This window comes from Streptomyces sp. NPDC001231, from assembly GCF_042896885.1.
Taxonomy (GTDB): Bacteria; Actinomycetota; Actinomycetes; order Streptomycetales; family Streptomycetaceae; genus Streptomyces.
Map to the genome: position 1 here is coordinate 486698 of NZ_JBIAXS010000001.1, position 14114 is coordinate 500811.

At 72.1% G+C, this 14114-nt stretch carries 10 protein-coding genes; 4 read left to right on the top strand and 6 right to left on the bottom strand.

Features of this window, described 5'->3' with window-relative positions; translation table 11 throughout:
• The first annotated feature begins 22 nt into the window (after positions 1-22).
• Entirely contained in the window at positions 23-2308 is a 2286-nt protein-coding gene (locus ACFY3J_RS02155) for a heavy metal translocating P-type ATPase (RefSeq protein ID WP_390839889.1), read from the top strand.
• Positions 2309-2999: 691 nt separating this feature from the next.
• Here the strand turns inward: ACFY3J_RS02155 and ACFY3J_RS02160 are convergent.
• From ACFY3J_RS02160 to ACFY3J_RS02170, 3 genes are all read right to left on the bottom strand, one after another.
• Entirely contained in the window at positions 3000-4289 is a 1290-nt protein-coding gene (locus tag ACFY3J_RS02160; protein WP_141360714.1) for a citrate synthase, read from the bottom strand.
• A 253-nt stretch (positions 4290-4542) separates the two neighbouring features.
• A complete protein-coding gene (locus ACFY3J_RS02165) occupies positions 4543-6807 on the bottom strand; it encodes an ATP-dependent RecD-like DNA helicase (protein WP_390839892.1) in 2265 nt (754 codons plus the stop codon).
• Between the two features lie 105 nt (positions 6808-6912).
• Positions 6913-7125 (bottom strand): DUF4287 domain-containing protein, encoded by a 213-nt coding sequence (locus ACFY3J_RS02170; protein WP_384172733.1) that lies wholly within the window; start codon positions 7123-7125, stop codon positions 6913-6915.
• 198 nt (positions 7126-7323) lie between these two features.
• On the opposite strand from ACFY3J_RS02170, the gene ACFY3J_RS02175 reads away from it, so the two are divergent.
• On the top strand, positions 7324-8328 hold the full coding sequence (locus ACFY3J_RS02175; protein WP_390839894.1) for a LacI family DNA-binding transcriptional regulator: 1005 nt from the start codon (positions 7324-7326) through the stop codon (positions 8326-8328).
• A 102-nt stretch (positions 8329-8430) separates the two neighbouring features.
• Positions 8431-9333, top strand: a complete 903-nt coding sequence (locus ACFY3J_RS02180) for a ribokinase (RefSeq protein WP_390839896.1) — start codon at positions 8431-8433, stop codon at positions 9331-9333.
• 228 nt (positions 9334-9561) lie between these two features.
• On the opposite strand, the gene ACFY3J_RS02185 is transcribed toward ACFY3J_RS02180, so the two are convergent.
• Genes ACFY3J_RS02185 through ACFY3J_RS02195 form a run of 3 tightly spaced genes read right to left on the bottom strand, consistent with a single transcriptional unit; the run spans position 9562 to position 12694 of the window.
• On the bottom strand, positions 9562-10398 hold the full coding sequence (locus tag ACFY3J_RS02185; protein WP_384172724.1) for a sugar phosphate isomerase/epimerase family protein: 837 nt from the start codon (positions 10396-10398) through the stop codon (positions 9562-9564).
• The gene (locus ACFY3J_RS02190; protein WP_390839898.1) at positions 10395-11546 is read right to left on the bottom strand and encodes a dihydrodipicolinate synthase family protein; all 1152 of its coding nucleotides are present in this window, start codon (positions 11544-11546) and stop codon (positions 10395-10397) included. The genes ACFY3J_RS02185 and ACFY3J_RS02190 overlap by 4 nt, the downstream gene beginning before the upstream one ends.
• Positions 11543-12694 (bottom strand): Gfo/Idh/MocA family protein, encoded by a 1152-nt coding sequence (locus ACFY3J_RS02195; protein WP_384172718.1) that lies wholly within the window; start codon positions 12692-12694, stop codon positions 11543-11545. The genes ACFY3J_RS02190 and ACFY3J_RS02195 overlap by 4 nt, the downstream gene beginning before the upstream one ends.
• Positions 12695-12982: 288 nt before the next feature.
• Between ACFY3J_RS02195 and ACFY3J_RS02200 the strand changes: the two genes are divergently transcribed.
• A complete protein-coding gene (locus ACFY3J_RS02200) occupies positions 12983-14032 on the top strand; it encodes a LacI family DNA-binding transcriptional regulator (RefSeq protein WP_384172715.1) in 1050 nt (349 codons plus the stop codon).
• Positions 14033-14114: the final 82 nt, after the last annotated feature.

The following is a 14114-nucleotide window of genomic DNA, read 5'->3' on the forward strand; positions in this document are numbered from 1 at the left end:
TACGTCGTCTGGAGTTCCGAGGATGAACACCCACGCCGCCCCGCAGACGCCCACGGCCGACCGGCCGGGCGCCGCCGAGGTCGAGCTGCTCATCGGGGGAATGACCTGCGCCTCCTGCGCGGCCCGCGTCGAGAAGAAGCTCAACCGCATGGACGGCGTCACCGCGACGGTCAACTTCGCCACGGAGAAGGCCAGGGTCTCCTACCCCACCGAGGTATCGGTCGCCGATCTGATCGCCACCGTGGTCAAGACCGGTTACACGGCGGAGGAGCCCCCGCCGCCGGCAGCCGAACCGGCGGCGGACGCGGAGTCCCGGCCGGACGCGGAGCGGGCGCCTCGGGATCCCGAAGCGGCCTCCCTGCGCGGACGCCTGATCGTCTCCGCGCTCCTCGCCGCCCCCGTCGTGCTGCTCGCGATGGTCCCTGCCCTTCAGTTCACGTACTGGCAGTGGCTCTCGCTCACCCTCGCCGCGCCGGTCGTCGTCTGGGGCGGACTGCCGTTCCACCGGGCGGCCCTGGCCAACGCCCGGCACGGCGCGGCCACCATGGACACCCTCGTCTCGATCGGCACCCTGGCCGCGTTCGCCTGGTCGCTGTGGGCGCTGTTCCTGGGCGACGCGGGCATGCCCGGCATGCGCCACGAGTTCCGACTCACCGTCTCCCGGGTGGACGCGGCCTCCACGATCTACCTGGAGGTCGCCGCCGGGGTCGTCGCGTTCATCCTGCTCGGCCGCTACCTGGAGGCCCGCTCCAAGCGGCGGGCGGGCGCGGCGCTGCGGGCGCTGCTGGAACTGGGCGCGAAGGACGTCTCCGTACTGCGGGACGGAGTGGAGACGAGGATCCCGGTGGCCGCGCTGGCGGTCGGGGACCGGTTCGTCGTACGGCCCGGTGAGAAGATCGCCACCGATGGCACGGTCGTCGAGGGCAGCTCGGCGGTGGACGCCTCGATGCTCACCGGCGAGTCGGTGCCCGTGGACGTCGGCCCCGGCGACACGGTCACCGGCGCCACGGTCAACGCGGGCGGCCGGCTGGTCGTCGAGGCCGGCCGGATCGGCGCGGACACGCAGCTCGCGCGGATGGCGCAGCTCGTCGAGGACGCGCAGAGCGGCAAGGCCGAGGTGCAACGGCTGGCCGACCGCATATCGGCGGTCTTCGTGCCGGTCGTCCTGCTCATCGCCGTCGGCACCCTGCTCACCTGGCTGTTCGCCACCGGTGAGGTGACCGCCGCGTTCACCGCGGCCGTCGCGGTGCTGATCATCGCCTGCCCGTGCGCGCTGGGCCTGGCCACGCCGACCGCCCTGATGGTCGGCACCGGCCGGGGCGCCCAGCTCGGCATCCTCATCAAGGGGCCCGAGGTGCTGGAGTCCACCCGCCGTGTGGACACCGTCGTCCTGGACAAGACCGGAACGGTCACCACGGGCCGGATGACCGTGCAGGAGGTGTACGCCGCCGAGGGCACCGACGAGAAGCAGCTGCTGCGCCTCGCGGGCGCCCTGGAGCACGCCTCCGAGCACCCGATCGCGCGGGCCGTGGCCGCCGGCGCCGAGGAACGGGTCGGACCGCTGCCCCCGGTCGAGCACTTCGAGAACGTCCCCGGACGTGGCGTACGCGGACGCGTGGAGGGCCACGACGTGGCCGTGGGACGGCTCGTCGAGCTCACCGCCGAGCTGCCGGAGGAGGTGGCCCGCGCCCGGCGCGAGGCGGAGAGCGAGGGCCGTACGGCGGTCGTCGTCGGCTGGGACGGGGCGGCACGCGGTGTCATCGCCGTCGCGGACGCGGTCAAGGAGACCAGCGCGCGGGCGGTCGCGCAGTTGCGCGCGCTGGGGCTGCGGCCCGTCCTGCTGACCGGCGACAACCGCGCCGTCGCCGAGGCCGTGGCACGGGCCGTCGGGATCGCCCCGCAGGACGTGGTCGCCGAGGTGCTGCCCGAGGAGAAGGTCGAGGCCGTCAGGCGGCTGCGGGCCGAGGGGCGCACGGTGGCGATGGTCGGCGACGGGGTCAACGACGCCGCCGCGCTGGCCACCGCCGACCTGGGTCTGGCCATGGGAACCGGGACGGACGCCGCCATCGAGGCCGGCGATCTGACCCTGGTGCGCGGGGACCTCCGGGCGGCCGCGGACGCCATCCGCCTGTCCCGGCGGACGCTGGCCACCATCAAGGGCAACCTCGTGTGGGCCTTCGGCTACAACGTGGCCGCGCTGCCGCTGGCCGCCGCCGGACTGCTCAACCCGATGATCGCGGGAGCGGCGATGGCGTTCTCGTCGGTGTTCGTGGTGACGAACAGTCTGCGGCTGCGCACGTTCCGCTGAATGAAAAGCAGTCGAGACCGAAGTAAGAGTCCCTCTAGAGTCCAACGCGCGCCTCACATAAGCTCTTCACAAGGCTCGCGCATCATCCTTACGCTTGGGTTCCTGTCGCCATACTTGGGCTCTTGCGTACCTAACGGACATATGCAAGAGACGCAGATCACAGTGATGTGAACGTAACCATCGAAGGGGTTCGAAGGTCTAAGTTGGCGATGTCGGGCAGCGTCTTGGGGGGCGCTGACCGGCATCTGGGGATGTCTTGGGGGACTTCCTCAGAGGTGCGTTGCCGGGGCACGTACACCGGGGAGCTTTGAGCGGCCCTCCCGCGCGTGCGCGTCCCGGCAGACCGCACAGCACCAGGTGCGACGAGTTCTGCTCGTTGTGCTCACAGCGATTCAGGCGCTGGTCCTTGAACGCCCGGCCGGATCCCGTGGGGGGAATCCGCACCGGGACATGGGAAGGCGCCCTGGCCGTCGGCCCGTGGGGGGACCGGCACGCCGGGGCGCCTTCCGCTTCTCTCGCGACCTTCCTTCCGCGGTGCTCTTCCGGGCCGCGTGTCCCCTGTGGTCCGCTCCCGCACCGGTACGCATCCGGGGCGCTCCGCGCAGCACGAGGCCCCGCACCCGCGAGCTCGCGCGGGATACGGGGCCGGTGGGCCGGTGAGGCTACGGGGCCGGTGGCGCCGCCGGGAGGCTCAGCGCTCCTCGACCGGGACGAAGTCGCGCTCGACCACGCCCGTGTAGATCTGGCGCGGGCGGCCGATGCGGGAGCCCGGCTCCTTGATCATCTCGTGCCACTGGGCGATCCAGCCCGGCAGCCGGCCGAGGGCGAACAGGACCGTGAACATCTCGGTCGGGAAGCCCATGGCCCGGTAGATCAGACCGGTGTAGAAGTCGACGTTCGGGTAGAGCTTGCGCTCGACGAAGTAGTCGTCGGACAGGGCGTGCTCCTCCAGCTTCAGGGCGATGTCGAGGAGCTCGTCCTCCTTGCCCAGCGCGGAGAGCACGTCGTGCGCGGCGGCCTTGATGATCTTGGCGCGGGGGTCGAAGTTCTTGTAGACCCGGTGGCCGAAGCCCATCAGGCGGACGCCGTCCTCCTTGTTCTTCACCTTGCGGATGAAGGTGTCGACGTCGTTGCCCGAGTCGCGGATGCCCTCGAGCATCTCCAGGACGGACTGGTTGGCGCCGCCGTGCAGCGGGCCCCACAGGGCGCTGATGCCGGCCGAGATCGAGGCGAACATGTTGGCCTGCGAGGAGCCGACCAGGCGGACCGTCGAGGTCGAGCAGTTCTGCTCGTGGTCGGCGTGCAGGATCAGCAGCTTGTCCAGCGCGGCGGCCACGACCGGGTCCGGCTCGAACTCCTGTGCGGGCACCGAGAAGGTCATGCGCAGGAAGTTCTCGACGTAACCGAGGTCGTTGCGCGGGTAGACGAACGGGTGACCGATCGACTTCTTGTACGCGTACGCCGCGATCGTCGGGAGCTTGGCGAGCAGGCGGATCGTGGAGAGGTTGCGCTGCTTCTCGTCGAACGGGTTGTGGCTGTCCTGGTAGAAGGTCGACAGCGCCGAGACGACCGACGACAGCATCGCCATCGGGTGGGCGTCGCGCGGGAAGCCCGTGTAGAAGTTCTTGACGTCCTCGTGCAGCAGGGTGTGCTGCGTGACCTCGTTCTTGAACGAGGAGAGCTCGTCGACGGTCGGCAGCTCACCGTTGATCAGCAGGTAGGCCACCTCCAGGAAGGTGGAGCGCTCGGCCAGCTGCTCGATCGGGTAGCCGCGGTACCGGAGGATGCCCTGCTCACCGTCGAGATAGGTGATGGCGGATTTGTAGGCGGCCGTGTTGCCGTATCCGCTGTCCAAGGTCACGAGACCGGTCTGGGCGCGCAGCTTCCCGATGTCGAAGCCCTTGTCGCCGACGGTGCTGTCGACCACCGGGTAGGTGTACTCGCCGCCGTCGTACCGCAGAACTACAGAGTTGTCGCTCACGTCTTCCCTCACCGACGTAGTGCCTCATCTTCGAGGTGCCCTGACTGTCTCTACCATCCCCCATTTGGCTCAGGAGAGTGCACTCGGGGTCGACCGTTGGGCCCATTGGCGGCACTCAGTGCCGTCAACCTGTTCATCCTGCCCCCTCGCTCCGGCCACGGGAAGTGCTGTGTGACCTTTACGACTCATTTGATCGATCATTTTTTGTGACGCGGTGTCAGACAGCGGCTTCAGGCCCGCCGGACGGCGGTTTTCAGCCGCCGCCGAGGCGGAAGTCCAGCGCCGTGCAGCGCCGCCCCGCCGACACCGTGCGCACCGCCTGGCCGATCGCCCTGCGGGAGCCGACGAGGACGACCAGCTTCTTGGCCCGGGTCACCGCCGTGTAGAGCAGGTTGCGCTGGAGCATCATCCAGGCGCCGGTGGTGACCGGGATCACCACGGCCGGATACTCGCTGCCCTGCGAGCGGTGGATGGTCACCGCGTACGCGTGCGCCAGTTCGTCCAGTTCGTCGAACTCGTACGGCACCTCCTCGTCCTCGTCCGTCAGCACCGTCAGACGCTGGTCGACCGGGTCGAGCGAGGTGACCACGCCCACGGTGCCGTTGAAGACGCCGTTCTTCCCTTTCTCGTAATTGTTGCGAATCTGGGTGACCTTGTCTCCGACGCGGAAGACCCGGCCGCCGAACCGCTTCTCCGGCAGGTCGGGCCGGCCCGGGGTGACCGCCTGCTGGAGCAGGCCGTTCAGCGTGCCGGCACCCGCCGGGCCCCGGTGCATGGGCGCGAGCACCTGCACGTCCCGGCGCGGGTCGAGCCCGAACCGGGCCGGGATCCGGCGCGCCGCCACGTCCACGGTGAGCCGGCCGGCCTCCTCGGTGTCGTCCTCGACGAAGAGGAAGAAGTCCTTCATGCCGTCGGTCAGCGGGTGCTGCCCGGCGTTGATCCGGTGCGCGTTGGTCACCACACCCGACTGCTGGGCCTGGCGGAAGACGCGCGTGAGGCGGACGGCGGGCACCGGGCTGCCGTCGGCCAGCAGATCGCGCAGCACCTCGCCGGCGCCCACGCTGGGGAGCTGGTCCACGTCCCCGACGAACAGCAGGTGCGCGCCCGGGGGCACGGCCTTGACCAGCTTGTTGGCCAGCAGCAGGTCCAGCATGGACGCCTCGTCCACGACCACCAGATCGGCGTCCAGCGGGCGGTCCCGGTCGTAGGCCGCGTCCCCGCCGGGCCTGAGCTCCAGCAGGCGGTGCACGGTGGAGGCCTCGGCGCCGGTGAGCTCCGACAGGCGCTTGGCGGCCCGGCCGGTGGGCGCGGCCAGCACCACCTTGGCCTTCTTGGCCCGCGCCAGCTCCACGATCGAGCGCACCGTGAAGGACTTGCCGCAGCCGGGGCCGCCGGTCAGCACGGCCACCTTCTCGGTCAGCGCCAGCCTGACCGCCGCCTCCTGCTCGGGGGCGAGGTCGGCCCCCGTACGGCCCTTCAGCCAGGTCAGCGCCTTGTCCCAGGCGACGTCCCGGAAGGCGGGCATCCGGTCGGCGTCGGCGCGCAGCAGGCGCAGCAGCTGGGCGGACAGGGACAGCTCGGCCCGGTGGAAGGGCACGAGGTAGATCGCCGTCACCGCCTCGCCGCCGTCCGGGCCTGGCACCTTCTCCCGTACGACACCGGGGTCGGCGTCGTCCTCGGGGGGCTCGGCGAGTGCGGCGAGGCACTCGATGACGAGCCCGGTGTCCACCTGGAGGAGCTTGACCGCGTCCGTGATCAGCCGCTCCTCGGGCAGGAAGCAGTGGCCCTGGTCGGTGGACTGCGACAGCGCGTACTGGAGGCCCGCCTTGACCCGCTCCGGGCTGTCGTGCGGGATGCCGACCGACTGCGCGATCTTGTCGGCGGTCAGGAAGCCGATGCCCCAGACGTCGGCGGCCAGCCGGTACGGCTGGTTCTTCACCACCGAGATCGACGCGTCGCCGTACTTCTTGTAGATGCGCACCGCGATCGAGGTGGAGACCTCGACGGTCTGGAGGAAGAGCATCACCTCCTTGATCGCCTTCTGCTCCTCCCAGGCGTCGGCGATCTTCCTGGTCCGCTTGGGGCCGAGGCCGGGCACCTCGATCAGGCGCTTGGGCTCCTCCTCGATGACCTTCAGGGTGTCCAGGCCGAAGTGCTGGGTGATGCGGTCGGCGAAGACCGGTCCGATGCCCTTGACCAGACCGGAGCCGAGATAGCGGCGGATGCCCTGGACGGTGGCCGGGAGCACGGTGGTGTAGTTGTCCACCTGGAACTGCTTGCCGTACTGCGGGTGGGAGCCCCAGCGGCCCTCCATCCGCAGCGACTCGCCGACCTGGGCGCCGAGCAGTGCGCCGACGACCGTGAGGAGGTCACCGGCGCCCCGTCCGGTGTCGACGCGGGCCACCGTGTAGCCGTTCTCCTCGTTGGCGTACGTGATCCGCTCGAGCACGCCCTCCAGCACGGCCGGACGCCGCTCCCCGGCACCGGCCTGCCCGCTCCGACTCGCCTCCGTGGTCATGACCCGACGGTACCGCCGGGCTGTGACAGCTCCGCCGGGCGAGCCGGGGCGGTCCGGCTCCGCGCCGACGGATCCGCCGTCCGGGCCGCCGGCGGAGCCCGCCGCTCACCCGGCCTTGCCCTCGGCGAGCGTGTGGGCCACCAGGGCGTTGGCGTGGCCGTGCCCCAGGCCGTGCTCGGACTTGAGCCAGTTGACCAGTTCCATGTGCTTGGTCAGCGGCGAGGAGCGGATGAGGTCCTTCCACTCGGCGATCGGCCGGCCGTACTTCTTCTCGATGGAGGGGAAGTAGCTCGCGGGGCCCTTGGCGGCGGCGGTCATGGCGGATGCCTTCCTGTGACGGACGTTGTCGCAGGTGATGACTGACGCCGGAGGCCGGCCTCATCGCTCGGGCGGAGGCGATTTCGCGCCACTTCCGGGCCCCGAAGGGCAACGATCCGGCAACGGGCCCTTGCGGCCGGCGTGTGTAATCGTTTCCAATCGATTGTGTAATCGATTCCACGAGGAGGTGGAACGGCGATGGCGAGCATCAAGGACGTCGCCGCCGCGGCAGGCGTGTCCGTCGCCACGGTCTCGCGCGTCCTGAACGAGCACCCGTCGGTCAGCGCCGACGCACGCGCACGCGTGCTGGCCTCCGTCGAGGCACTGGGCTACCGCCCGAACGCCGTCGCCCGGTCCCTGCGCACCCACCGGACCCGCACCCTCGGCCTGGTCATCAGCGATGTGCTCAACCCGTACTTCACCGCGCTGGCGCGCTCCGTCGAGGAGGAGGCCCGCGCCCTCGGCTACAGCGTCGTCATCGGCAACGCCGACGAGCGGCCCGGCCTCCAGGACCACCACGTACGGACCCTGCTCGACCGCCGTATCGACGGTCTCCTGGTCTCCCCCACCGACGGCGGCTCCCCGCTGATGCTGGACGCCGCACGCGCGGGCACGCCGATGGTGTTCGTGGACCGGTGGATCGAGGGCGTGGACGTGCCCGTGGTCCGTTCGGACGGGCGGGCGGCGGTGCGGGATCTCGTCGCGCACCTGCACGGGCTCGGCCACCGGCGGCTGGCGATCATCGCGGGCCCCGCGGCCACCACCACCGGACGCGAGCGCGTCGAGGCGTTCCGCGAGGCGCTGGCCGCCCACGGCCTCCCGCTCCCGGACGCGTACGTCGGCCAGGGCGACTTCAGGGCCGGGAGCGGCCGGCGGGTCACCGAGGGCTTCCTCGGGCTGCCCGAGCCTCCCGAGGCCGTCTTCGCCGCCGACAACCTGATGGCGCTCGGCGCGCTGGACGCCATCCGCGCGCACGGGCGGCGGGTGCCCGACGACATCGCGCTGGCCGCGTTCGACGACATCCCGTGGTTCCCGCACACCGACCCGCCGATCACCGCGATCGCCCAGCCCACCGACGAGCTGGGGCGGGCCGCCGTACGCGCCCTGGTCGACCGGATAGCGGGACGGCCCGCGCGGTCCGTCACCCTCCCCGCCCGGCTGGTCGTACGCCGCTCCTGCGGCGAGCCGGGGGCGGCGCGGTGACGGCGACCTGACCGGTTTCCACCAGTCGTCCGGGCCCGCCCCCTCATGAGTCAGCCCCCGTGGCGGCCCCCTCGTGAATCACCCCGTAAGGAGAAAGCGCACATGTACGACTACGACCTCCTGGTCGTGGGGTCGGCCAACGCCGACCTGGTGATCGGTGTCGAACGGCGGCCCGCCGCCGGGGAGACCGTGCTCGGTTCCGATCTGAGCGTCCATCCCGGCGGCAAGGGCGCCAACCAGGCCGCGGCCGCCGCCCGGCTCGGGGCCCGGACGGCCCTGCTGGCCCGGGTCGGCGACGACGCCCACGGCCGGCTGCTGCTCGACGCCCAGCACGCGGCCGGGGTCGACCCGGCGGGCGTGCTGGTCGGCGGGGCGCCCACCGGGGTCGCGCTGATCACGGTGGACCCGTCCGGCGACAACAGCATCGTGGTCTCGCCGGGCGCCAACGGCCGGCTCACCCCCGAGGACGTCCGCGCGGCCGGCGACCTCCTGCGCGCCTCCCGGGTGGTCTCGGCGCAACTGGAGATCCCGCTGGAGACGGTCGTGGAGGCCGTGCGGAACCTGGCGCCGGGCAGCCGCTTCGTGCTGAACCCGTCGCCGCCGCGCCCCCTGCCGCAGGAACTCCTGAAGGCCTGCGACCCGCTGATCGTGAACGAGCACGAGGCGAAGGTGATCCTGGGCGGCGCCGAGGCGGGCGACACCCCCGAGAGCTGGGCGCGGGACCTGCTCGCCCTCGGCCCGCACTCGGTCGTGATCACCCTGGGCGGCGAGGGCGCGCTGGTGGCGTCCGCCGAGGGGATCGCCCGGGTCCCGTCGGTGAAGGTGGACGCCGTGGACACCACGGGCGCGGGCGACGCGTTCACCGCGGCGCTGGCCTGGCGGCTGGGCGCGGGCACGTACCTGGAGGAGGCGGCGGCCTACGCGGCCCGGGTCGGCGCGGTCGCCGTCACCCGGCGGGGCGCGCAGGAGTCCTACCCGACGGCGGCGGAGGTCGACGCTCTGTAAGCGGGGCGGGGTGTCCGACGTGAGCCGTGCGGGGCGTTCGGCTCGAGCCGGTGCAAGGTGTCCGACGTGAGCCGTGCGGGGCGTTCGGCTCGAGCCGGTGCAGGGTGCCCGACGTGAGCCGTGCGGGGCGTTCGGCGGGGGGCCTGTCCGGGGCGCGGCGGCCGGACGGCTTCGAGGGGGCCGGGTCCGTCGGCCCGGCCCCCTCGCCTCTTCGCCCGCGTCAGACGGTCATCGGATCGCGTGCTCCACGAACCGGTCCGCCGTCTCCGCCAGTACCTCCCGTCCGTCCCGGGCCCACAACTCGTCGTTGAACAGCTCGACTTCGATGGCGCCGGTGTAGCCGGCCGCCTCCACGTACCGCTTCCACTCCCGCATGTCGATCGAGCCGTCGCCGATCTGGCCGCGGCCGTTGAGCACGCCCTCGGGCAGCGGGGTGGTCCAGTCGGCGAGCTGGAAGGTGTGGATGCGGCCGCCCGCGCCCGCCCGCGCGATCTGCTCCGGAGCGGTGTCGTCCCACCAGATGTGGTACGTGTCGACGGTGACGCCGACCTGGTCGGCGGGGAAGCGCTCGGCGAGGTCGAGCGCCTGGGCGAGCGTGGAGACCACGCAGCGGTCGGCGGCGTACATGGGGTGCAGCGGCTCGATGGCCAGGCGGACACCGCGCTCGGCCGCGTACGGGCCGAGGACGGCGAGGGCGTCCGCGATGCGCTCACGAGCGCCGCGCAGGTCCTTGCTCCCGGCGGGCAGTCCGCCGGAGACCAGCACCAGCGTGTCCGTGCCGAGCGCCGCGGCCTCGTCGATCGCCGCGTGGTTGTCGCCCAGCGCCTCGGCCCGCTCGACCGGGTCGATCGCCGTGAGGAAGCCGCCCCGGCACAGGGTGGTGACGGCGAGGCCCGCGTCCCGTACGAGCTTGGCGGCGGCCTCCACCCCGTACGCCCGCACCGGTTCGCGCCACAGGCCTACGCCCGGCACACCCAACTCCAGGCAGCCGTCCACCAGTTCCGGCAGTGACAGTTGCTTGACCGTCATCTGGTTGATCGAGAAGCGTTCCAGGCCCGTGCTCATTGGTTCACCCCGTACAGCGACAGCAGGTTCCTCATCCGCTCCTCGGCGAGCTTCGGATCCGGGAACAGGCCGATTCCGTCGGCGAGTTCGTAGGCGCGGGCGAGGTGCGGCAGGGAGCGGGCCGACTGGAGGCCGCCGACCATCGTGAAGTGCGTCTGGTGCCCGGCGAGCCAGGCCAGGAACACCACGCCGGTCTTGTAGAAGCGGGTGGGGGCCTGGAAGAGGTGCCGGGACAGTTCGACCGTGGGGTCGAGCAGGCCGCGGAACCCCTTGACGTCCCCGGTGTCCAGAACCCGTACCGCCTCGGCCGCCAGCGGTCCGAGCGGGTCGAAGATGCCGAGCAGCGCGTGGCTGAAGCCCTGCTCGTCGCCGGCGATCAGCTCCGGGTAGTTGAAGTCGTCGCCGGTGTAGCAGCGCACGCCCTGCGGCAGGCGGCGGCGCAGGTCGATCTCCCGCTGGGCGTCCAGCAGCGAGATCTTCACTCCGTCGACCTTGTCGGGGTGGGCGGCGATGACCTCGAGGAAGGTGTCGGTGGCCGCGTCCAGGTCGGCCGAGCCCCAGTAGCCGTCGAGGGCCGGGTCGAACATGGGACCGAGCCAGTGCAGGATCACCGGGTCGGCGGCCTGGCGGAGCAGGTGGCCGTAGACCTCCAGGTAGTCCTCCGGGCCCTCGGCCGTGGCCGCCAGGGCGCGCGAGGCCATCAGGATCGCCTGGGCGCCCGCCTCCTCCACGACGGCGAGCTGCTCCTCGTACGCGGCGCGGATCTGCGCGAGCGAGCCGCCGGTGAGCTGGTCGGTGCCGACGCCGCAGGCGATCCGCCCACCGACGCCGCGGGCCTCGGCCGCGGACCGGCGGATCAGCTCGGCCGCGCCCGCCCAGTCCAGGCCCATGCCGCGCTGCGCGGTGTCCATCGCCTCGGCGACGCCGAGCCCGTGGGCCCACAGATGACGGCGGAAGGCGAGGGTGGCGTCCCAGTCGACGGCGGCGGGCGAGTCGGGCGACACATCCGCGAACGGGTCGGCGACGACGTGCGCCGCCGAGAGGACCGTGCGGGAGGTGAAGGGCGTGCCCGGGGTGGGGGCGAACGGCTCGGTGCGGGGCTCGTAGGCCCGCAGCGTCCCGCCCGCGCCGGGCAGTCGGATGGTCACGGCTGGATCTCCGGTACGTCGAGGCGGCGGCCCTCGGCCGAGGACTTCAGGCCCAGCTCGGCGAGCTGGACGCCGCGGGCACCGGCGAGCAGGTCCCAGTGGTAGGGGGCGTCCGCGTAGACGTGCTTGAGGAACAGCTCCCACTGGGCCTTGAAGCCGTTGTCGAAGTCCTGGTTGTCGGGCACCTCCTGCCACTGGTCGCGGAAGGCCTCGGTGGCGGGGATGTCGGGGTTCCAGACCGGCTTGGGGGTGGCGGAGCGGTGCTGGACGCGGCAGTTGCGCAGCCCGGCGACGGCCGACCCCTCGGTGCCGTCCACCTGGAACTCGACGAGTTCGTCGCGGTTGACGCGGACCGCCCAGGAGGAGTTGATCTGGGCGATCACGCCGCCCTCCAGCTCGAAGACGCCGTAGGCGGCGTCGTCGGCGGTGGCCTCGTAGGGCTTGCCGTTCTCGTCCCAGCGCTGGGGGATGTGGGTGGCGGTGAGGGCCTGCACGGAGGTGACCCGGCCGAACAGCTCGTGCAGCACGTACTCCCAGTGCGGGAACATGTCGACGACGATGCCGCCGCCGTCCTCGGCCCGGTAGTTCCAGGACGGGCGCTGGGCGTCCTGCCAGTCGCCCTCGAAGACCCAGTAGCCGAACTCGCCGCGCACGGACAGGATCCGGCCGAAGAAGCCGCCGTCGATCAGCCGCTTCAGCTTGAGCAGTCCGGGCAGGAAGATCTTGTCCTGGACGACGCCGTGCTTGACGCCGGCCTCGCGGGCGAGCCGGGCGAGCTCCAGGGCACCCTCCAGGCCGGTGGCCGTGGGCTTCTCGGTGTAGACGTGCTTTCCGGCGGCGATCGCCCTCTTGATCGCCTCCTCGCGGGCCGAGGTGACCTGCGCGTCGAAGTAGATGTCGACCGCCGGGTCGGCGAGGACCGCGTCCAGGTCGGTCGAGACGTGCTCCAGGCCGTGCTGCTCGGCGAGCGCCCGCAGGGCGTGCTCGCGCCGGCCGACCAGGACCGGTTCCGGCCACAGCACGGTGCCGTCGCCGAGGTCGAGTCCGCCCTGCTCGCGCAGGGCGAGGATCGAGCGGACCAGATGCTGGCGGTACCCCATGCGACCGGTCACGCCGTTCATGGCGATCCGCACCGTCTTGCGTGTCACGTCAGTCCCTTCGTACGCGGTCCACGCGCCGCGTACGCCCCCGGTGGTCGCACTGGTGAGCGTTGCAGCAAGCGCTTTCTATACACAGAGAAGCTAGCCTCTGGACAGCGGTCCGGACAAGAGCGCGTCCAGGACGTGGTCGTTCGGGGGGGCGAACGGGCGGGCCGGGTGGCCGTAAGGTCTGCTCGACACCCTGAGCGGCCGCATCCCCGCGGCGGACCGCGGGTGGTGCGTACCGGCTGAGCACGGCACGTACGACGACGAGACGCGCGACCGGAGGACGACGAGATGACGGTGACCCTGGCGGACGTGGCGGCCCGCGCACAGGTCTCTCCCGCGACGGTGTCGCGCGTGCTGAACGGCAACTACCCGGTCGCCGCCTCCACCCGGGAGCGGGTGCTGAAGGCGGTCGACGAGCTGGACTACGTGCTCAACGGCCCCGCGAGCGCGCTCGCCGCCGCGACCTCCGACCTGGTCGGCATCCTGGTGAACGACATCGCCGACCCCTTCTTCGGGATCATGGCGAGCGCCATCCAGTCGGAGATCGGCGGCCCCGGGGGCCGGGCCGGCGGGGAACGGCTGGCGGTGGTCTGCAACACGGGCGGCTCACCGGACCGCGAGCTGACCTACCTGACCCTGCTGCAACGGCAGCGGGCGGCGGCGGTGGTGCTCACCGGCGGGGCCGTGGAGGACGAGCCGCACGCGGCGGCGGTCTCGGCGAAGCTGCGCAAGCTGGCCGACGCCGGGACGCGCGTGGTGCTGTGCGGGCGGCCGCCGGCGCCCGGCACCCAGGCGATCGCGCTGGCCTTCGACAACCGGGGCGGCGGACGGCGGTTGACGGAGCATCTGATCGCCCTGGGCCACCGGCGGCTCGGCTACATCGCGGGCCCCGAGGAACGGACGACCACCCGCCACCGGCTGGAGGGCCACCGGGAGGCGCTCGCGGCGGCGGGCATCGAGGACGACCCCGGCCGTACGGTCCACGGCCGGTACGACCGCTCCTCCGGCCACGAGGGCACCCTGGAGCTGCTGCGTCGCGACCCGTCCCTCACGGCGGTCGTCGCCGCGAACGACTCCGTCGCCCTGGGCGCCTGCGCCGCGCTGCGCGAGTCCGGTCTGCGCATCCCCCAGGACGTCTCGGTGGCGGGCTTCGACGACCTGCCCTTCAGCGTCGACACGGTCCCCGCCCTCACGACGGTCCGGCTGCCGCTCGCGGAAGCGGGTGCGCGCGCGGGCCGCATCGCGATGGGCCGCGAGGAACCGCCGTCCGGAGGGGTCGCGACCGTCCCGGGGGAACTGATGGTGCGCGGGTCCACGGGGGCACCGCGGGGGGCGTGAGGCGGGTGGGAGTCGTGGACGGGTGGTCGTCGCGGGGATAGCCTCGGGGTGAGCGGTTTCTCTGACTGGGTCAAGTATCTGT